This is a genomic window from Veillonella criceti, from assembly GCF_900460315.1.
Classification (GTDB): domain Bacteria; phylum Bacillota; class Negativicutes; order Veillonellales; family Veillonellaceae; genus Veillonella_A; species Veillonella_A criceti.
Genome location: NZ_UHIO01000001.1, coordinates 100,304 through 121,301, shown reverse-complemented (window position 1 = coordinate 121,301; position 20,998 = coordinate 100,304). Strand labels below are relative to the sequence as shown.

Genomic DNA, 20,998 nt, shown 5'->3' with positions numbered 1-20,998 from the left:
TCACATGTAAACTATGCATTGAAATACATTAATCAATAGTAGAAACTTCATTCAATAATCGACTGAAAATTTCTTTAACTGGCAAAATCTCATCTACTTTGCGCATATTATTGCCGGAGAATACTAAACCAGTTTCCACATCTCCTTGCTGTGCTCGTTCCAATGCTTTAATTAGACAAAATCTATGAGAGCAATGTTTTAAACAACGATCACATTCCGTTGGTGGTGGTACAGTACCATCCAATACAGTGGTGGCAAATTTATTACGGATTGCCTGTCCTGGTAGACCCACTGGACTTTCTATCAACACTACATCTTCCGCTTTAGTTGTACGTACGTACATTTTCTTCAATTCGTCTGATGCATTGCATTCTACACTAGCTGCAAATCGACTGCCCATTTGAACACCATTTGCCCCTAATTTAATCATTTCTACAATATCTTTCCCGTCTAACACGCCGCCCGCGCCAATTACAGGAATATTTTTAACGGCTTTTACAACTTCAGGTACAATTTCACGAGATGAGCGATTCGTACCTAAATGACCGCCAGCTTCACTGCCTTCAACGATGACAGCTGCCGCACCTAATCCTTCGGAAATACGAGCGAGTTTTCCAGAGGACACAATCGGTACAATGGGCGTACCTGATTCTTTCCCCATACCAAACATATCACGAGAAAAACCGGCGCCTGCCACAACAAGGTCAATACCTTCTTCAATAGCAGTTCGCACGAGGCCAGCAAAACCAGAGGCTGCTACCATTGCATTTATACCAATAATACCCGTAGGTGATAATTTTCGAGCTAATTTAATTTCATAACGTAATTCATCAAATGGCATACCGGAGGCCGCAATGAGACCAATGCCACCTTCATTAGCTACAGCCGCTGCAAGACGTGCTGTAGACAATCTGATTGCCATGCCACCTTGAATAATGGGCACCTTTGCCACCAGATTTCCGATGCGAAGTTCAGGGAGCTTCACTATAAATTCCTCCTGTTACGTATACCGACTAGGGGGCGCCAAGCCCCCTAACGGTGCACAAGTCTTACGCTTCTTTGATAGAATCGATGTATTCTACCGTATCTTTCACTGTTTTAATTTTTTCAGCTACATCATCAGGAATTTCAACATTGAATTCTTCTTCGAAAGCCATGATCAATTCAACGATGTCTAAGGAGTCAGCTCCTAAGTCGTCAATGAATGTAGAATCAATCTTAACTTCAGCTTCGTCAACGCCTAACTGTTCCACAACGATCGCTTTTACTTTATCAAACGTGGTCATTGTGATTTCACCTCCTTTCACTATTGTTTGCTATATATGTACCTACATTACCATGCCGCCATCAACATTAATGACTTGTCCAGTAATATAGCTTGCCATATCACTTGCCAAGAAGGTAGCTACAACGGCTACTTCTTCTGGTTCAGCCATACGTCCTACTGGAATATTGTGAACCATAGCTTCTTTCACTTTATCAGGTAAAACATCGGTCATATCGGTGTGAATAAAACCTGGTGCAATAGCATTCACCGTAATACCACGGGAAGCTAATTCTTTAGCACAAGTTTTAGTAAAGCCAATTACGCCTGCTTTAGAAGCGCTATAGTTAGCTTGACCAGCATTGCCAGTTACACCAACAACAGATGTCATATTAACAATTTTGCCACTCCGCTGTTTCATCATGATTTTAGAAACAGCTTTAGTAACTAAATACACGCCTTTTAGATTGATGTTCATCACATCATCCCAGTCGCTATCTTTCATACGCATAAGCAAACCATCACGAGTGATACCTGCATTATTAACCAAAATATCGATACGACCAAATGCAGTATGGGCTTCGTCTACCATAGCGGCCACTTCTTCAGCATTGCCTACATTAGCTTTTACTTTAATTGCTTTGCGGCCAAGTGCTAAAATGGCATCTACCGTTTCTTGAGCAGCGCCTTCGCTACCACTATAGTTAACAATTACATCTGCCCCCTGTTTAGCCATAAGAATAGCAATGGCACGGCCAATACCACGGGATGCACCAGTTACTAACGCAACTTTATCTGTTAAATGCATTTTATCGAACCCCCTGTAAAAATTCAAGCGTTTTTGCTAAGGAATCTACATCTTCTACATTCGCTAATTGCATTTCCTTATTAATTTTCTTCGTAAAGCCTGTCAATACTTTGCCTGGACCCACTTCAACAAAAGCCCCAACGCCTTCATTAATCATAGTGGCCACACAATCTTCCCAAAGTACTGGATGGGCTGCTTGCACTACTAAAGATTCTTTAATGGCAGTAGCATCCGTTAAAATTTTACCAGTTACATTAACAACAACTGGAATTTCTGCGTTCTTAACAGTAATTTTATCTAATTCGTCTTTTAAACGAGCTGCTGCTGGTTCCATCAAACGACTATGGAAAGGCGCACTCACTGGCAACATAACAGCTCGTTTAGCGCCAGCGGCTTTCATTTCTTCCGCTGCTTTTTCTACAGCTGCGGTAGCCCCAGCAATAACGATTTGTCCTGGGCAGTTAAAGTTAACCGCCTGTACAGAACCTACTTCATTATTTACTTTTTCACAAATAGCCACTACTTCTTCACGAGGTAATGCCAAAATAGCCGCCATAGCACCTTCGCCTAATGGCACAGCGTCTTGCATAAATTCACCACGTTTATGAACTACATATACGGCATCTTTAAAATCAAGCACACCGGCTGCCACTAAAGCACTATATTCACCTAGGCTATGACCACCTACAATATCAGGAGTAAAGCCTTTTTCTTTAAGTACTTCATAACATGCTACACTAGCTGTCAAAATAGCTGGTTGTGTATTAGCTGTCTTAACTAATTCAGTATCAGGACCTTCAAAACATAATTTAGAAATAGAATAGCCTAATGCTTCATCAGCTTCAGCAAAGCGTTGTTTTACAATATCATATTCATTGTATAAGTCTTGAAGCATACCTACTTTTTGAGAACCCTGGCCAGGAAATACAAATGCTGTTTTCACTAGTAACGCCTCCTGTATTATTTAATGATTTTCTGTAAGCCACCGATTACGGTTTCAGTTTCGCTCATAATATCTTTAATGATTTGGGCACATGGTTTTACATCTTGTAACATACCAGAAATCTGACCAATCATAACAGAGCCATTTTTAACGTCCCCTTCAATAGCTGCTTTACGAAGTGCACCTGCACCAAGTTCTTCTAATTTTTCTTTTGGTGCCCCACTAAATTCTAATTCTTGGTATTGATGGGATAATAAATTTTCTAAAATACGAACTGGGTGACCTGTTGTAAGGCCAGTCATTACTGTGGAACGATCTTTTGCTTTAAGAACCGCTTCCTTATAGTTAGGATGAGCAATACATTCTTCAGATAATACAAAGCGACTACCCATCTGTACCGCACTAGCACCTAAAGCAAAAGCAGCGGCTGCCCCACGGCCATCAGCAATACCACCAGCCGCAATAACCGGTACATTAACAGCATCAGCAATCTGAGGGATTAAACACATAGTAGTAATTTCCCCTACATGTCCGCCAGATTCAGTACCTTCAGCTACCACAGCATCAATACCGCCACGAAGCAAACGTTTCGCTAATAAAACAGAGGCTACTACCGGAATAACTTTAGTACCAATTTCTTTCAAAGCCGGCACATATGTACTTGGATTACCAGCCCCAGTTGTAATAACCGGTACTCGTTCTTCCAATACCACTTGCATAACTTCTTTTACAAATGGGGACATTAACATAATATTACAACCAAATGGTTTACTTGTACGTTCTTTTAATTTATGAATTTCATTACGAAATACATCTGGTGGCATATGACCAGCCCCAATAATACCGAGGCCGCCACCTTCAGATACAGCCGCAGCAAGTTCAGCGGTACCAAGCCAAGCCATACCACCTTGGAATATAGGATACTCAATCCCTAATAAATCACAAATATCAGTCTTAATCATGATGGTTGTTCCTCCTTAGTACCATTTCATTACCAAGCCTGCCCAAGTCAAGCCAGCCCCAAAGCCAGCAAAGGCGACTGTATGATCTCGTTGTATAAAGCCAGACCGCACCGCTTCATCCAAAGCAATACCAATGGACGCCGCCGATGTATTACCATATTTTGGTAAATTAATAAATACTTTTTCTTCTGGCATTTTTAAGCGATGAGCAGCCGAGTCAATAATTCGTTTATTTGCTTGGTGTGGAATGAAGCGATCCAAATCTTCTAACTTTAGACCAGCTCGTTCTAATGCTTTAAGAGCTGTACGCCCCATAGTTTTTACCGCAAATTTATATACTTCAGCGCCATCCATATGAATATAGGTTAGCCCTTCTTCAATCCGTTTATCATTTTGAATCATTGCCGTACCACTGGACGGAATACATAAGGACATACCACCAGCGCCACTGGCGCCCATATCCATGCCTAGCATACCATATCCTTCAGGAACGGTTGATACCACAGCAGCTCCAGCGCCATCACCGAATAGGACGCAGGTACCTCTGTCTTGCCAATTAATAACGCGGGACATTACTTCAACGCCGATAACAAGTACATGTTTAAACAACTGGTTACTTACATAGCTCCCCGCTGTAATTAAGCCATATACAAATCCAGAGCAAGCAGCACCTAAATCAAAAGCCGCTGCATTCGTCGCTCCCAAGTTAGCCTGCACCAAACAAGCCGTGGAAGGAATACTCATATCGCCAGTTAAAGTCGCTACAATAATACAATCAATATCTTCGGCCGTCAAGCCTGCACTTGCCATAGCTCGACGGGCTGCTTCCGTAGCCATATCAGACGCATTCATTCCTTCTGGCGCAATACGTCGTTCTTCAATGCCGGTGCGCTCACGAATCCATTGATCATTCGTGTCTACGATTTTTTCTAGATCAGCGTTAGTCACAATATTATCTGGCACAAAACTGCCTGTACCAATAATACCGACTGGCTTAGTCCACATCGTCATATTTGATAGCTCCTTCTTCTTCTATACTATGTTGAATGTTTTGAATAATTTTACGATCCACTAAATCGCCAGCAATTTTAATCGCCGTTAAAATTTCTTTAGCTTTAGAACTGCCGTGGGAAATTAAAAATACACCATTAACACCCAATAGTGGAGCGCCGCCATTCTCTGTATGATCAAGACGTTTTCGTATCTTTTTAAATACAGGATAAATTAACGCAGCTCCAATTTTTGCAAAAATGCCACCATTTTTGATACCTTCTTTGACAAGCTGTGTCATAACGCCTACCATGCCTTCAGCAAACTTTAACACTACATTGCCAGTGAAGCCATCACACACCACTACATCTACCGTCCCCTTAGGAATATCACGGCCTTCTACATTCCCTTTAAAAGGAATTGTTTGAAGCTGTTCTAACAAAGGATAGGTAGTTAGACATAAATCATTACCCTTAGTTGATTCCTCACCAATATTTAGTAAACCTACCGTCGGATTCTCCTTACCAAACATAAGGCGTGCATATTCCGACCCCATAATAGCCCCTTGTACCAAATGCTTAGGTTTACAATTTGCATTAGCACCAGAGTCTAACATGACCGTCACCCCTTGTGGTGTAGGAATTGGCGTAGCAATCATTGGTCGATCAATACCTTTGATGCGTCCAAGGCCAAACAAGGCCGCTGCTACAGCAGCACCGGTACTGCCAGGTGCAATAACGGCGTCACACACTTTCTGTTTCACCAAACGCGTAGCTACAATAACAGAGGCATCTTTCTTCTTACGCACAGCTGTGCCAGGATGCTCACTCATTTCAATGACTTCACTAGCGTGATGAATAATCAACTGAGGGTTATTCTCTTGTCCAAATTCTTCTAATACTTGGCGAATTCGCACTTCATCGCCAACTAAAACTATTGTTATCTTAGGAAATGCTTTTGCTGCATCAATGGCACCGCGAACAATTTCATACGGTGCAAAATCACCGCCCATAGCATCTACTGCAATTTTCATATACTTACACCCTATTCTGAATGGGCTCCATTATGAACTTCGCCCGAAAGACTTCCTTTACCTTATCCTTAATTGTGACCCAGATAAAATATTTTTCACCTCGTTGACGTACCACTGAGGCTTTGGCCACTAAATTACAATCCGCTTTAACCGGACTTTTATATTTAATATTGCCAACGCCCGCTAAGGCAGCCGGAACGCCCAAAACAGCTTTAGCTAATGAATCAGCCTGTGCATATAAATACTGAGGCTCTACATACCCATTACAGTCCGTCATGTCATCCGTCGTCCGCAATATACTAAGACCTTGTTCACCAGCGGTAAGATCAATTAATTCCCCTACCACTTCTATATGACCATGATCATTAGCACTTGGTGCTAGTCCTTCAACACGCGCTCTAATGCGTTCCCGCAACTCAGGAATCCCTAATTCTAACCGATCAAGGCGAATTGTTGGCACGCTGACATTAAAAAAGATGGCCAACTCTTCATCGGTAACGAAGGGCGTATTATTCAGTTTTTCTTGCAATAACTGCTGTCGCTCTTGTTTCTTTATCCGACTCATGGTACCACCTTTTATGACCAAGTAATAATACTTCATTACAATTATATGTCACAAAGGCTGATTATGCAAGTAAAAATTATAAATAACCTAAAATAGTTATTCTAAATATGTAGCCCAAGCTACTGAAAACTATTTTCAACACCATTATAATGAAAATATACACAGAACTCAACTATTCTCTTTCTGTTCTTATATATCATTACTACTATTAAGTTAAACCGTTTAGTAAATACTAACTTACTTAAACGTACAGTGTAAAGGAGACGATACCTATGACAACAATGAAATCAGCCCTCGGCTTAGATAACGAACAGCGCTTAGCCAAAATGATTGAAATTAAAGACAATTATTTAAGTGGTAACCTTTCCCTCGAAGAAGGGCAAGCACTTCTAAAACAATACATCGGTACTTGTACCCCTGATGAGTTTGCCTATGGAGAACAACAACTCAAAGGCGCCTACACCGATGAAGAAATCACGCATCGCATGGATGATTTACTTGCTTTATTTGATGGTATTTTGATACGAGCTAACAATACCTATCCAACTAATCACCCCCTTTGGGTCTATGTAGAAGAAATTAAAGTCGGTCTTGCCATGATAGATGAAGCAGATAAGCTACTAAAAGCCCCTCATTTTATCAAAAACCCTTGGCTTGGTATTTATGATAAACTCAGTGAATGGTCACGCCATTTATCACGCAAACAAAACCAATTATATCCAGCCCTTGAAAAATATGGTTTCGATAGACCTACTAAAATCATGTGGACCTTCGACGATAAAGTACGCGATCTAATCAGCGAAAGTCGCCGTCACTTACAAGCAGACAAAACAGACGATTTTTTAGAATTACAACCTAAAATGATTGATGCCTTCCGTGACTTAGCTGATAAAGAGCAAGAAGTCTTATTCCCTACAGCTTGGAAGCTTGTAACAGAAGACGAATTCAGTTACATGAGCCGTGGCGATCACGAAATCGGCTTCGCCTTAATCACACCACCCCCTTACTACGGTGATATGAATGTATCTCCAAATGCCATTCCTGAAAAAACGACAACTACAGCTAACTTTATGAAAGAATTGGCCGACTTATTAGGCAAATATAATATGAGCCCGACCCCAGCGGCCGACACAGAACTCGACGTGGCCACCGGCAAACTATCCTTAGAACGAATTAATTTACTATTCAAACATATGCCAGTTGACTTATCCTATGTAGATGAAAACGAATTAGTCAAATTCTATAGCGACACTACACATCGTATTTTCCCACGTAGCGCCAATGTAATTGGCCGTGAAGTGCGCAATTGTCATCCTGCTAAAAGCGTTCACTTAGTCGAAGAAATCATTGAAAAATTCCGTTCTGGCGAACAAGATAAAGCTGAATTCTGGATTAACAAACCAGAAGCATTTATCTATATTCTTTATACCGCCGTTCGCGATGAAGCTGGTCATTTTAAAGGCGTTCTTGAAATGATGCAAGACTGCACACGCATCCGCAGTTTAGAAGGATCGCGTACCCTATTAACCTGGGATTCTGAAACACATGGCAACCATGAAACTACAACCTCTAACACCAACCACTTTGATGAAAGTAATACCACCGAAGATATGACTTACAGCGTAACTGTTCAAGGTATTACTATCACAGCCGACACAAAACTTTTTGAGCTGTTCGAAGCTGTAGACGGCTTACGTCAGCACATGCCAACCATTAATACTAATTTTAAAATGTTAAATACCTCCTTTGGTAAAATTATGGCTCGTAAAGCCACCATCAGGACAGCTTGTGAACGAACAGGAATGAAGTTAAAAGAGTTAATTGATGCTATAATTGAATATATAAAAAAGCGTGAGTAAATCCTATCATTTCAAAACTGTACTCACCCAGCGAAGAGGGAATTATTATGAAAGCAAATAAAAATAACGTATCAAAAAACACAAAATCGAAATCTAATGCTGTATTAACTACTATAACGACAGCTGACCACCCTATAGAATCGCTCCCATTTCCCCCATTTCTACCACCTCAAGCAACCGTCATGTGTATGGGCACCTTCCCGCCAGCAGCCGACAAACGAGCCATGCAATTCCACTACCCTAATTTCCAAAATGATATGTGGCGTATTTACGGTTTAATATTTTTTAATGATACAGATTATTTTAGAAAAGGCGAAGAAAAAGCTTTTGACGCCGATAAGATAAAAGCTTTTTTGACGGAAAAAGGCATTGCCTCTTGTCCTACTGTTTGGCAAGCTATCCGTGAAAAGGGCAATGCATCAGATGCGTTCTTAACAGTCGTAGACCCTGTGCACATTCACGAAGTATTAGCAACTATACCAAACTGTCAATATATCGGTACAACTGGCGGCAAAGCCACTGAAGTGTTACTTAACTTAGCTGACAACACCGTTAAACTACCTAAAACCGGTGAATCAATCGAGCTAAAATTTAGTAGCCGTCATATAAAATTAACACGCTTACCCTCTACATCTAGAGCTTATCCATTGAGTTTAACTAAAAAAGCAGAAGCCTATAAACAATTCTTCCAATCCGTTGGCCTATTATAATACAAAAACGTCTTAATCATCTATCCTTAACAAAGAACGAATTACAAGGATATTCTGACTAAGACGTTTTTTCTTATGTTTTTCTTATTTCTTATACTTAAATAATATTTATATTACATTACTTATCGCAACAACGCACCACCAATCACCATTTGTTGTGCTTCATTCGTACCTTCATAAATTTGCGTCACTTTAGCATTACGCATTAAACGAGCCACTGGATAGTCTTCACAATAGCCATAGCCACCAAATAATTGAACCGCTTTAGTAGTTACTTCCATAGCCACATCAGAACAAAACTTTTTCGCCATAGAGGCTGACACTGTATACGGACGACCTTCCGATTTATCTTGTGCCACATTATATAACATTAAATTAGCGGCTTCCACTTGAATAGCCATCTGAGCTAATTGAAATTGTGTATTTTGAAATTTACTCAAAGGCTTACCAAACTGAACCCGTTCCTTCGTATACGCTATGGAATGAGCCAAAGCCGCTTCTGCCAGGCCCGTTGCCTGAGCCGCTACCCCAATACGGCTACTATCCAATGTCCTCATAGCAATTTTATAGCCTTCACCTTCACGGCCTAATAAATTAGCGACTGGCACTCTTACATTTTCAAAACGAAGGCTACCGCAAGTAGAGGTATGAAGTCCCATCATAGAATCTCTAGGGCCAGTGGTGAAACCAACCATATCCTTAGTAACGATAAAAGCAGAAATGCCCTTGGCGCCAGCCTCTGGATCTGTCATAGCAAACACAATATATACATCCGCTTCGCCTGCATTCGTAATATATACTTTTTCACCATTTAATATGTAATACTCTCCATCACGAACAGCCGTTGTTTGTACACCACTTGCATCAGTTCCTGCTTCTTTTTCAGTCAAAGCAAACGCACCAATTGTTTCACCTGCTATTAAAGGATTCAAAAACTTCTCTTTTTGTTGCTCTGTGCCAAAACTAGCAATGGATTCACAACATAAACCTACACAAACAGATACAGTAATAGCGAGTCCATCATCAAATTTTGCTAGTTCTTTAAGAGCTACTGCATAACTCATAAAGTCATCCCCAAAACCACCATAAGTAGTAGGCCAATAAATACGGGATAATCCCAAGGCTAATACATCCTTAACTAAAGAGTGATCAAAAAGCTGTTGCTTATCTCTTTCAATAACAGTAGGCGCCACTTTTTCAAGACAAAATTGACGAACTTTAGCTTGCCAATGACTCTGTGTTTCAGTTAATGGAATCATAAATCCAGCCTCCTTATGTGCTAAGCGTGATAATGTCTGCATTTTACAAAACTCTCTTATTATGGCTACTATAACACAAAGCCCTATTACAGTCTATGGATACTTAATTAAAATAATTAGAAACGACAAAAGCGTGGATATCCAATTGGATATCCACGCTTTTATAGTAGAGCTATTCATAGCTCAGCAGGTCTTATTCAGCGATCTTATCTACAACCTGAGTTCCTTTATAATGACCGCATGTAGGGCAAACCCGATGAGGCATCATAGGTTCGTGGCATTGCGGACAAGCTACAAAACCTGGAACAGTTAATTTCCAGTTCGCACGACGACGGTCGCGACGACATTTGGATAATCTACGCTTTGGTACTGCCATTATCTGCACCTCCTTAACATAATCACTGGGACTTCTAATTAATCATCATCTTTTTCATCGAGCAGTGTACGAAGCACCGCCAATCGAGGATCTACCACAAAGGATTCACAAGAACAAGGTGAAACATTTTTATTTGCTCCGCAATGAACGCACAATCCTTTGCAATCATCCTGACATAACACTTGAGATGGCTCATTGATGATTAATGTATCCCGAATGAGATCCGTTAAATCAATGGTTTCACCATCAAAAGGAACAACCTCGGCATCCTCAACATCGTCCCATTCCTTAAGGACACCAAAGGTTTCATTAAATGGCGTTGTTTGTGAATAAGCAACCTCACTTAAACAGCGAGTGCACTCATAATCACCATTGGTTGTTACGGTTCCTTCTACGATGAAATTCTGTCCATCGTAACGAAAATCACCACTAATGGTTATATCATGACGGCTCCAAGGAAAAGCAGTTACATCCCCTAACTCAGTAGCTGGTTCAGTAAATTGAAAAGGAAACGACTTTCCTATGTGTTCTTTTGCTTGCTCTACTTGCAGTTTCATAATTTTACCTCGACTATAATATTATAGCTATCTAACCTATCTTTGTCAAACTGTTCTCGATAATTCTTCGTCTATTTTATAAGACATTATAAATTTATGTAAGAGAACACAACCCGTCTTTCTCAAAACGTATTTAAGAAAGATATGCCTATGATGAGAAAAGCCCCCTTTACAGGAGGCTTCTATATTTTTACTTCATGATTTAGATTAGATTCAATTACATTTTTTCGAATTGATCTTTACCTACGCCACAAATTGGGCAAACATAATCGTCTGGTTGATCAGCGAATTTAACACCTTCTACAGCTTCGTCATAAATCCAACCACATACTACACATACGTATTTTTCCATCACTTGCGCCTCCTTTCATGTTAAAATAGACACTGTATCTACGCTCTTAGTGTATCACAAATATCGATTATGTTCAATATCTTTTTCAAAATTTTATTGAGCCCTTATTTTATATAGGTTTATAGCTATAAATACACCTCGATTAACACAAAATTATGTTGCTAATTTTGCCTTTTTTCAAACTTTCCCTATATTTTTTTTGCAAATACCTTTATAATTAATAGGAGAAGTAATATTCATTTTCAATTACTTCTTTTTAATACGTATTTTACGTATTTTAAAATATTGATTTTATTTAAAATAATACTATATAGTTGTTATTGTCATATAGGAGGTATTATATGAAAACAAAACTTACAGAACTCCTCGGTATTGAGTATCCAATTATCCAAGGCGCTATGGCTTGGACATCCGAACATAAATTAGCTGCTGCCGTAGCTAATGCAGGTGCTACTGGTGTCATCGCCACTGGTGGCCGTGATGCGGAATGGGTTCGCCAAGAAATTCGTGCGGCTAAAGCATTGACTACCAAACCATTTGGCGTAAACCTTATGCTTATGGCCAATAATATTGATGAACTTGTAGAAGTTATTAAAGAAGAAAAACCAGCATTTGTAACGCTAGGTGCTGGCAATCCTGTGCCTTTCATCGAACCAATGCATGCAGCTGGTATTAAAGTAGTTCCTGTTGTACCAAGTGTTAAACTTGCTAAACGTGTCGCAGCAGCTGGTGCTGATGCGCTTATTGTAGAAGGTCAAGAAGCGGGCGGTCATATTGGTACACAAACGACTATGGCTTTAATGGAAAATGTACTCCCTGAGATTGATATTCCTGTTATTATTGCTGGTGGCATTGCTGATGGTCGTGCCTTAGCAGCCGCTTTAACGATGGGCGCAGAAGGCGTGCAAATGGGCTCGCGTTTCATCCTCGCAGAAGAATGTCAAATGCATGAAAATTGTAAAGAAGCTATCATTAAAGCGACTGATACAGACTCTGCCGTTACTGGTTTAACCAGCGGCCATGGCGGTGTTCGTTCCTTGAAAAACGAATTTACTCAAAAATATTTAGAAGCTGAATTTAGTTGCACCGATAAAGCAACCTTAACGGCTATGTCAGTAGGAACTAACCGCAAAGCTGCTGTAGATGGTGATATCGTAAATGGCGCTGTTCAATGCGGTCAAAGTTTAAACCGTTTAACTAAAGTAGAACCAGCTAAAGCTATTGTGGAATCTGTAATCGCTGAAGCTAAAGACGCCATTAAAGCAGCACAACGTTTCCTATAAGATTGGAGTTAGTATTATGTTACCATTTAACGGAAAATATCCTAAATTAGATCCCAAAAGCTGCCTTATGCCAGGTGCTGAAATTGCAGGTGATGTAGAACTTAAAGAATTTGCCTCCCTTTGGCAAAATGTAGCAGCCCGTGGCGATGTGAATAAAATTGTGGTCGGTCGCTATACCAATGTACAAGATAATTCAGTGCTTCACGTAGACGATGATAAAGCTTGTGTCTTAGGTGACTATGTAACGATTGGTCATGGTGCTATCGTTCATGCCTCTACTTTAGAAGACAATGTTCTTGTAGGTATGGGTGCCATCGTATTAAGCGGTTGCCACATTGGTACCGGTTCTATCATTGCTGCTGGTGCGGTGGTTTTAGAAAATACAACTATTCCCCCTTACTCCTTAGTAGTTGGTTGTCCTGCTAAAGTAATTCGTACTGATGAAACGCAAGTAGAACGAATTCATAACCAAGCCTTAAAATACAAAAATCTTTGGACTGAAAAATACGGTTTATTACCAAATGCCGGCGGTGAAATGTACAAAGATGGTGCTAAAATAGTATAATCTATTCTCTATTTAGCCTTACTTAAAAGAGCTATTAGTAATACATGTGTTAATAAGCACATATTACTAATAGCTCTTTTTATAACTATCAATAGATCTCCTATTTCTATTCCTATTATTCTAATTCTGGAATGCCTACTGTAAAATGAACAACAATGCCAGGATATCCATCTACAGGAACCCAACCGCGAACTTTATCCACCACTACGCGATCTACGATAGCTTTTCCCTGTAATGTTACCTTACCTTTTTTACAATTTCGATGGATCTCAGGGTTACCTACCTGAGCGCAACACAGTCCTTCTTCAAAACCAAATTCTTTGGCCTTTGCATTAACAGCGAGCAACGTATGTCGCTCATCAATCAACCTAGCCATACCAGGAAAATTATCCCAAGTCAAATGAAACGCTGCCAGCAAAGACTCTAATTCTTTAGTTTGCTCCATAATCAAAAACACTCCTAACAATACACATACTATATATACGTATAATACTAACCACTGCATATACGTATAATAAGTTTGTTACACTATTCCATAGCAATCACAACATGACCAGTAGCTAAGCTTTGTTTAACATCAATAATGCGTTGATTTTTAGACCCTCTGAAACGTAAACTAGGATCGCGTAAAGCATCCACAAATTTCCCATCTACCAAAATATCACATTGTTCCAATAAACTGCGTTTACTAGGACACGCGACAATCTCATCCCATGTGTAACCAGAATAGGCCCAAATATCCTTATTAGGTACTTTTTCACGTACTTTTATAACTACTGGTAGTAGTCCCTCCACATTTTGAAAAGGCTCGCCGCCTAATAAAGTAAGTCCAGTCACATTAGGATCACTCACATAATCAATAACTTGTTGAGTTTCTGTCTCCGTCCATATAGAGCCTGCCTTAGGATTTTGATATTCTTCATTAAAACAATTAAAGCACTTATGTGTGCAGCCCGTAACAAAAATAGACGTGCGAATCCCATTGCCATTAGCAATGTCATATTTTCGAATTTGTCCATAATTCATTACTGGTTCGCCTCCTCTACCGTTACTTATATTAGCTTCCTTTATCTATAAAACTCATTCTACGATATCTACGATACTTGCTACAACTTAGTAAATCTTCACTGATACAAACAGGTCATGTCTAACGACATGACCTGTTTTACTGCCAATCTTAAATCACTGCCACTTATGTACAATCCATCAATTATTCGTTCACTATATGTAATCGCTTACTATGTATAAAATATAGCTCATAAAACATGAACATCTTTAAATATGCATAACACGATCTTTAATTTCTTTAGTCCGACCTTCATTCCAGAAGTTCTCACCTAAATAACCACAAGTACGGCGAATAACCGTCAATTTATCACGATCCGTATTGTGGCAACGAGGACATTCCCAATCATTATGTTCATTGACTTTAATTTCCCCATCAAAACCACATACATGACAATAATCGGATTTTGTATTAAATTCAGCATACGAAATATTATCATAAATATACTGAATCATAGTTAAGACAGCCGGAATATTATTAGTCATATTAGGAATTTCCGCATATGAAATACAACCACCTGTGGATTTTTTTTGAAATTCTGACTCAAAAGAAAATTTATCGAATACGTTAATTTCTTCACGCACATTTACATGATAACTATTCGTATAATAGCCCTTATCCGTAATATCTTCAATTTCACCAAAACGTGCTCGATCTAAGGAACTAAAACGATGCGTCAAGCTTTCAGCTGGGGTACCATATAGAGCAAAACCCATATTATGACGCTCTTTCCAGGTTTCAATCGCAGCATTTAAACGGTCCATTACCTTCATAGCAAAGACACGGCCTTTTTCCCCTGTATTAGATTCACCAGTAATCAACTTAGTCGCTTCATACATACCAATATAGCCCATAGAAATGGTTGCATAACCACCTTTTAAGAATTTACTAATTGGTTCACCCTTTTTAAGGCGTGCAATAGCTCCATGCTGCCAATGGATTGGCGATACATCACTAGTTACATTTTTCAAAAGATTATAACGGAGCAATAAGGCCTTTTCTACCAAATCAAGGCGTTTGTCTAGAATTTCAAAGAAACGTTCTTCACTATGACGCGCTAAAATCCCAATTTGAGGTAAATTCAAGCTCACTACGCCCATATTAAAACGACCGTCAAATACATATTCCCCCTTTTCATTTTTCCAAGGAGATAAGAAAGCGCGACAACCCATAGGACTAAACACATTACCTTCATAAATTTCTTTCATCTTCTTAGCAGAAATATAATCAGGATACATTCGTTTAGCGGTACATTGAGCGGCTAACTCTGTCAAATAATAATACGGCGCATCAGGACGAATATTATGTTCATCCAATACATAAATTAACTTAGGAAAGGCTGGCGTAATATATACATTCGCTTCATTTTTAACACCCATAATCCGTTGTTTTAAAATTTCTTCATCAATGAGTGCTGCTTCCTTTGCATACTCACTATTAGGGTCAAAATGCATAAATAACGTAACAAAAGGAGCCTGACCATTAGTCGTCATCAATGTATTAATCTGATACTGAATCGTCTGAATCCCATCTTTAACTTCCTTACGAGTTCGTTTCCAAGCAATTTCTTCCGCTTTTTCCATATTCGGCTTCATGCCATAGATTTCCACTTGCTCTTCTAGTACATTCGCTAAAATCTTATCATAGGATTTACGCACAAAAGGCGCCAAAATACGATCAATACCATTAATACTTTGACCACCATATTGTCCAGAAGCTACTTGAGCAATAATCTGCGTCGTTACTGTACAAGCCACTTGAAACGACTTAGGCGTATCAATTTTTTTACCATTAATAACAGTACCATTAGTTAACATGTCATTTAAATTAATTAAGCAACAGTTAAACATGGGCTGAATAATATAATCCATATCATGAAAATGAATGGCCCCACTGTCATGGGCCTGCACAATATCAGCAGGAATCAATTTACGGCGCGCAATATCTTTACTTACTTCCCCAGCAATTAAATCTCGTTGTGTAGAAACGATGGCTGCATCCTTATTAGAGTTCTCGTCTAATAAAGCCACATTACTACGATCTAACAAGCCAAATACGTCTTTATCAGTCGTATTTTCCTTACGTTTAAAACTTTGAACAGCCTTGTAGTTTTCATAGGCACGCGCAGTAGCTGGATTATTGTATTCCAATAATTTGTAATACACTTGATCTTCAATAGCATAAATCGTTAAGGTTTTCCCAATCTTATGGGCATATTCTTCAATTTCATTAGCAATGCGATCAGCTAAGCCAGCTTCATACAAACCAGTACTACTATTCATGGCTTTTTCAATAGCGATTACAATTTTTGACTTATCGAATGAAACTTTTTGTCCATCCCGCTTAATTACCTCTAACACGACAAGGCCTCCCATATGTTTCTAAATATAGTCTATAAATGTATCAAACTAAATAACTCAATGCCAACCTTACTAACTATCTGATGTATTTAGTAAGCCTTAGCCTATATATATAAACAACTGGTACCGTAAACGGCTACCAGTTGTTCACTTCTTGCTTATTATACAATATCTTGTAGTAGATTTCAATAAGCGCTACTATATATTATTGTCATGCTTGCTTAAAGAGGTCTCATATATACTGCGTAATTGTTTGGTATCTACCTTTGAACAAGCCGTAAGTGGCAAGTGTTTAAGCCACACTATAGACTTTGGTCGGTCCTTAGACGTGAAACGCATAGCCATATCAGCTACTATATCTGGTAGTGGTCGTTCACCATCAGGCACTAAAAACGCTATCGGTTGTTCGCCACGCAATTCATCAGGAACGCCTATCACAGCTCCATCAACAACCCCTTCAATACTCAATAAAGTACTTTCTAAGTAGGGAATGGACACTTTATATCCCCCTCGATTAATCATAGCACTCCGACGCCCTTTGAAACATAGTCGCCCTGTTTCACTCCAAGCCCCTTCATCGCCCACTGTATAGGGTAACTCAATCTCCTCAATGCCAAAAGGAGTGTCAACATAAATAAGGCCCGTGTCATCAAGCGTAACGGTAACCCCAGGGAACGGATACCCCACTGTATTAGGCTCAGCTAACCACTCTGCAGCCGTACAATAGGTGATATAATTAAGCTCACTTGCACCATAGTACAAAATAAATTCTATCTGTGGTTGCGTACATTGTAATTGTTTCAATAATTTATGATCCAGTGTCTGTGAACCAGTAAAAATTAATCGCAACGCTTGTAAAGGATGCTGTAACACCCCTACTAATAAACGAAGTTTAGTTGGTAATAAATACCAGTGCGTTACCTGCCAAGCTTCACTCAAACGCATCCAAGTACGTGGTGACATATGTTGTGAAGTAACCGCCGTTCCTCCTTCATAAAGTACACTCAAAAGGCTATTAAGATTACCTGTAAAGCTTAAACTGCCTTGCCAAAATAACACCGTAGCCTCATCAACTTTAAAAATTTGATTTTGCGCCGAGAAAAAATCAGTCCAACTTCGTAAAGAACGCCACAATACTTTTGGTAAACCCGTTGTTCCTGAAGACAATACACCAAAATCTGCCCCCTGCGGTATCGTTTGCCCTTTCAAATAGGTCTGCTCTAATAAGGCCACCCTCGAAGGCTCTAAATCAGGATGACAAAGAATAGGTCGCCGCCCTTCTACCAGGCACTGAAGCCACTGTGTTAGCTGTAACCAAATTTGCTTTGTCTGAATAACCATAGTCGAAGGCATTAAGGTTTCTGCACACACTACTTCTATATGACCTGTAATAGTATCTGTAATATTGTCTGTAATAACCGACTGAACATTATCTGTGTTTGACTGACGTATATTGACCATCTCTACCTTATGTATCGATTGCCACAAATCCCTATATGTATAGACTACATCATCAATAATAACAGCCGCCTTATCCCCCTGCTGTTTACTATATATAGCTAATCGTTGTAATAATTCATCCATATTTAATCACCCTAGTCTGTTAATTAGCCTACAGACTATCTTAATGCACTAAATTTTACATCATCCGTTCAATCAATATAGCTGTTCCCATACCGCCAGCCCCAGCAATCGCACATACACCATAACGACCTTGACGATATGCCAAAGCAGCCATCGTATGAAGTAAAATAATAGCCCCTGAACACCCAAAAGGATGCCCATACGCAAGAGCCCCGCCAAGTTGATTATATTGTTCTTCCCATTGACCGTACGAACGAGCAAATAAAACATCAATTACCGCAAACGCTTCATTCCATTCAATCGCATCTAACGCTGCCATAGTTAAACCAGTCTGTTTTAATAAGTGCTCAGTCGCTTGTAACGCCCCTTCAGGACTATATAAAGGGTCTCCGCCATACTGCAAAGCACTGACTATACGAAATGGACCTGGTCTATCACTGAGCACTACAAAAGCAGCCCCATCATGCGTATAACAAGCATTGCCCGCCGTTGTTAAAGTGCCTTCACCTAAAATTGGTTTCATCCGGTCTAATACTTTTTGTTGCAAACGAGGTTTTATACTTTCATCTTTATATTGAGAGCCCATATCTAATATGTAAGGCTTTAAAATACCTTCTTGTTGGGCCTTCACAGCCAAACGATGACTACGCAAACTCCAATAATCTAACTCCTCTTTTGTCACCTTATATTTCTGCGCTGTTCGCTCGGCCCCTTTTAACATAGCTAATGCATCATTCTCTGTTGGTGAAAATTGCGCCACCATATAAGAGCCTTTCCGTTCGTCCTCATTCGCATACATTCGCAAAGGCTGTAACGAACTACTTTCTACACCACCAGCAATAACCGTCTTGACCATACCACTACGAATACCCCTATAACCTTGTATAATGGCTGAACCAGCACTAGCACACTGCATATCTACAGTATAAGCAGGCACTGTACTACCATAAGTAGAATACAAGGCTGTCAAACGACCTATATTCCCCCCAGTTCCCACTGCATTACCACAAATAATCTCTTCTACCTCACCATACGTTTCATGCAATGTATTTAATACTCGCGCACCTAACTGTTCTGGTCTTATGTATTTAAATTGTCCTTTATATGAACCAATGGGCGTCCTAAGGCCGCCCATTATGTACACTGAAGACATTATTTCATTCTTCATAGCATCCTCCGCTAAGTCAAACGTCTTCTAAATATTTAGTTTTGCTGCTTTAGTCCCTAACCAAGCAGCCATAGCACATTTCATAATGTCACCAGGAATAAATGGTAAGGCATAGCCTACTAAAGCCGCTTCAAAATTAATGCCAGTTACAATCATCCCACCAATCATACCAAAAATGTAAGTAATAGGAATCGTAATCACCACAGAACGCCAGAAATATGTAAAAAAGGAATGCTTCTTCCCTTTACATACACTAAGTAAAGTATATGCAATAGGATAGCTCCAAATGAAACCACCTGTTGGGCCTAAAATTTTACCAAGACCACCAATGCCACCGGCAAATACAGGCAACCCAACAGCACCAATTAGTACATATACACATAAAGCTATAAATGTTTCTTTAGGCGGTAACATAAACGCAATTAAACAAAATACTAAAGTAGACGCTGTTACCATAGCCGGGGTAAAAGGTAATGGAAAAGATATATAAGCGGACACACAACATAAAGCAATCAATAACGCCATTTTTGTTAACTTACGAGTATCAGACATAAAACACACCTCAAATAATTAAAATAATTAAAATAATTACAAATATACTATAAACCATATAATAAGTACTATAAACCATATAATAGTCACGTTAGGTCAGATATTATGACCAAGTGCACGTAAAAACAGTGCGTTCAGCCGTATAACCTTGAATGCATGACCGTTCCTCTATGATAGATACCATTTCATCCACGAAAGTAGGTCTACGAAAACGAACTGACATAGTGTCTACTGTTTCACCTAATTCCACTGTTATATATTGGTATAATCGCTCTAACACTAAGCAACCAGGTACAACGGCCTTTTCCTGTTGATGAATAGAGTTTTCATCCTTCACTTCCGTAACAAAATCAAGAATTTCTACTCGCGAAAATATATGCCATGGAGTAACTTGTTTTGGTATAACAACTGGATGCACTGATAATTTAGGAGCTATGGGCAACTTAGTAGGGGCTAACGCTTTCAAAACTGCTCTCAATTCTGTCTCACCACGCGCCAATGTTGTTTCATACCATTCCCTTTTTTGTTTCACCTGCTCATAATGAGCCGGCGCAGCTAGGCGTCGCCAATGTAACTGGGCTATCACCATCGTTCGTGGCAATTCTTTATCCGCTTCAATTAATCCTCGAAACAACTCCCGCATCGCTTCGCCTCCTTCTACAGATAATCTCTTTCAAATTATATATAATTCATAACTATCCGTCAACTACATCTATTTTTATTGTTAACAATAAAAAACTGA

Annotated in this window: 23 protein-coding genes; 4 read left to right on the top strand and 19 right to left on the bottom strand. The window is 39.5% G+C overall.

Annotated features, from left to right (window positions below; translation table 11 throughout):
• Nucleotides 1-28 precede the first annotated feature (28 nt).
• The 8 genes from DYE54_RS00580 to fapR form a co-directional block, all read right to left on the bottom strand.
• Nucleotides 29-985 carry an NAD(P)H-dependent flavin oxidoreductase gene (locus tag DYE54_RS00580; protein WP_115309405.1) on the bottom strand — a complete coding sequence of 319 codons (957 nt, stop codon included), beginning with the start codon at nucleotides 983-985 and terminating at the stop codon, nucleotides 29-31.
• 64 nt (nucleotides 986-1,049) lie between these two features.
• A complete protein-coding gene (locus tag DYE54_RS00575; RefSeq protein ID WP_006554975.1) occupies nucleotides 1,050-1,286 on the bottom strand; it encodes an acyl carrier protein in 237 nt (78 codons plus the stop codon).
• Nucleotides 1,287-1,328: 42 nt separating this feature from the next.
• Nucleotides 1,329-2,072, bottom strand: coding sequence for a 3-oxoacyl-[acyl-carrier-protein] reductase (gene fabG / locus DYE54_RS00570; protein WP_115309404.1), 744 nt, complete (start codon nucleotides 2,070-2,072; stop codon nucleotides 1,329-1,331).
• Nucleotide 2,073: 1 nt separating this feature from the next.
• Complete coding sequence (fabD, locus tag DYE54_RS00565) at nucleotides 2,074-3,015, bottom strand: ACP S-malonyltransferase (RefSeq protein WP_115309403.1); 942 nt, start codon at nucleotides 3,013-3,015, stop codon at nucleotides 2,074-2,076.
• Between the two features lie 17 nt (nucleotides 3,016-3,032).
• Nucleotides 3,033-3,977, bottom strand: coding sequence for an enoyl-[acyl-carrier-protein] reductase FabK (gene fabK, locus DYE54_RS00560; RefSeq protein WP_115309402.1), 945 nt, complete (start codon nucleotides 3,975-3,977; stop codon nucleotides 3,033-3,035).
• Between the two features lie 15 nt (nucleotides 3,978-3,992).
• Entirely contained in the window at nucleotides 3,993-4,988 is a 996-nt protein-coding gene (locus tag DYE54_RS00555; RefSeq protein ID WP_115309401.1) for a beta-ketoacyl-ACP synthase III, read from the bottom strand.
• On the bottom strand, nucleotides 4,972-6,000 hold the full coding sequence (gene plsX, locus DYE54_RS00550) for a phosphate acyltransferase PlsX (RefSeq protein ID WP_115309400.1): 1,029 nt from the start codon (nucleotides 5,998-6,000) through the stop codon (nucleotides 4,972-4,974). Before plsX ends, DYE54_RS00555 begins: the two co-directional genes overlap by 17 nt.
• A 4-nt stretch (nucleotides 6,001-6,004) precedes the next feature.
• Nucleotides 6,005-6,565 (bottom strand): transcription factor FapR, encoded by a 561-nt coding sequence (fapR, locus tag DYE54_RS00545; protein ID WP_115309399.1) that lies wholly within the window; start codon nucleotides 6,563-6,565, stop codon nucleotides 6,005-6,007.
• 272 nt (nucleotides 6,566-6,837) lie between these two features.
• Between fapR and DYE54_RS00540 the strand changes: the two genes are divergently transcribed.
• On the top strand, nucleotides 6,838-8,424 hold the full coding sequence (locus DYE54_RS00540; protein ID WP_115309398.1) for a DUF438 domain-containing protein: 1,587 nt from the start codon (nucleotides 6,838-6,840) through the stop codon (nucleotides 8,422-8,424).
• Between the two features lie 182 nt (nucleotides 8,425-8,606).
• Entirely contained in the window at nucleotides 8,607-9,134 is a 528-nt protein-coding gene (locus DYE54_RS00535) for a DNA glycosylase (protein ID WP_115311054.1), read from the top strand.
• 122 nt (nucleotides 9,135-9,256) lie between these two features.
• Here the strand turns inward: DYE54_RS00535 and DYE54_RS00530 are convergent, their stop codons facing one another.
• The 4 genes from DYE54_RS00530 to DYE54_RS00515 form a co-directional block, all read right to left on the bottom strand.
• Complete coding sequence (locus DYE54_RS00530; protein WP_115309397.1) at nucleotides 9,257-10,393, bottom strand: acyl-CoA dehydrogenase family protein; 1,137 nt, start codon at nucleotides 10,391-10,393, stop codon at nucleotides 9,257-9,259.
• A gap of 193 nt (nucleotides 10,394-10,586) precedes the next feature.
• Nucleotides 10,587-10,769, bottom strand: coding sequence for a 50S ribosomal protein L32 (gene rpmF / locus DYE54_RS00525; RefSeq protein WP_115309396.1), 183 nt, complete (start codon nucleotides 10,767-10,769; stop codon nucleotides 10,587-10,589).
• Nucleotides 10,770-10,807: 38 nt separating this feature from the next.
• On the bottom strand, nucleotides 10,808-11,326 hold the full coding sequence (locus DYE54_RS00520) for a YceD family protein (RefSeq protein ID WP_115309395.1): 519 nt from the start codon (nucleotides 11,324-11,326) through the stop codon (nucleotides 10,808-10,810).
• Nucleotides 11,327-11,543: 217 nt separating this feature from the next.
• Nucleotides 11,544-11,678, bottom strand: a complete 135-nt coding sequence (locus DYE54_RS00515) for a rubredoxin (protein WP_115309394.1) — start codon at nucleotides 11,676-11,678, stop codon at nucleotides 11,544-11,546.
• Between the two features lie 341 nt (nucleotides 11,679-12,019).
• On the opposite strand from DYE54_RS00515, the gene DYE54_RS00510 reads away from it, so the two are divergent.
• Both DYE54_RS00510 and DYE54_RS00505 read left to right on the top strand, forming a co-directional pair.
• The gene (locus DYE54_RS00510; RefSeq protein WP_115309393.1) at nucleotides 12,020-12,961 is read left to right on the top strand and encodes a nitronate monooxygenase; all 942 of its coding nucleotides are present in this window, start codon (nucleotides 12,020-12,022) and stop codon (nucleotides 12,959-12,961) included.
• 16 nt (nucleotides 12,962-12,977) lie between these two features.
• Entirely contained in the window at nucleotides 12,978-13,526 is a 549-nt protein-coding gene (locus DYE54_RS00505; protein WP_115309392.1) for a gamma carbonic anhydrase family protein, read from the top strand.
• Nucleotides 13,527-13,641: 115 nt separating this feature from the next.
• On the opposite strand, the gene DYE54_RS00500 is transcribed toward DYE54_RS00505, so the two are convergent.
• The 7 genes from DYE54_RS00500 to DYE54_RS00470 form a co-directional block, all read right to left on the bottom strand.
• Nucleotides 13,642-13,971, bottom strand: coding sequence for a hypothetical protein (locus DYE54_RS00500; protein ID WP_115309391.1), 330 nt, complete (start codon nucleotides 13,969-13,971; stop codon nucleotides 13,642-13,644).
• 83 nt (nucleotides 13,972-14,054) lie between these two features.
• Nucleotides 14,055-14,552, bottom strand: a complete 498-nt coding sequence (gene nrdG / locus DYE54_RS00495; protein ID WP_115309390.1) for an anaerobic ribonucleoside-triphosphate reductase activating protein — start codon at nucleotides 14,550-14,552, stop codon at nucleotides 14,055-14,057.
• A 249-nt stretch (nucleotides 14,553-14,801) separates the two neighbouring features.
• Nucleotides 14,802-16,952, bottom strand: a complete 2,151-nt coding sequence (gene nrdD / locus DYE54_RS00490; RefSeq protein ID WP_115309389.1) for an anaerobic ribonucleoside-triphosphate reductase — start codon at nucleotides 16,950-16,952, stop codon at nucleotides 14,802-14,804.
• A 198-nt stretch (nucleotides 16,953-17,150) separates the two neighbouring features.
• Nucleotides 17,151-18,536, bottom strand: coding sequence for an AMP-binding protein (locus DYE54_RS00485; protein ID WP_115309388.1), 1,386 nt, complete (start codon nucleotides 18,534-18,536; stop codon nucleotides 17,151-17,153).
• A 55-nt stretch (nucleotides 18,537-18,591) separates the two neighbouring features.
• Nucleotides 18,592-19,704 carry a thiolase family protein gene (locus DYE54_RS00480; RefSeq protein WP_218564746.1) on the bottom strand — a complete coding sequence of 371 codons (1,113 nt, stop codon included), beginning with the start codon at nucleotides 19,702-19,704 and terminating at the stop codon, nucleotides 18,592-18,594.
• 27 nt (nucleotides 19,705-19,731) lie between these two features.
• Complete coding sequence (locus tag DYE54_RS00475; RefSeq protein WP_115309387.1) at nucleotides 19,732-20,256, bottom strand: biotin transporter BioY; 525 nt, start codon at nucleotides 20,254-20,256, stop codon at nucleotides 19,732-19,734.
• 103 nt (nucleotides 20,257-20,359) lie between these two features.
• Entirely contained in the window at nucleotides 20,360-20,899 is a 540-nt protein-coding gene (locus DYE54_RS00470; protein ID WP_115309386.1) for a hypothetical protein, read from the bottom strand.
• Nucleotides 20,900-20,998: the final 99 nt, after the last annotated feature.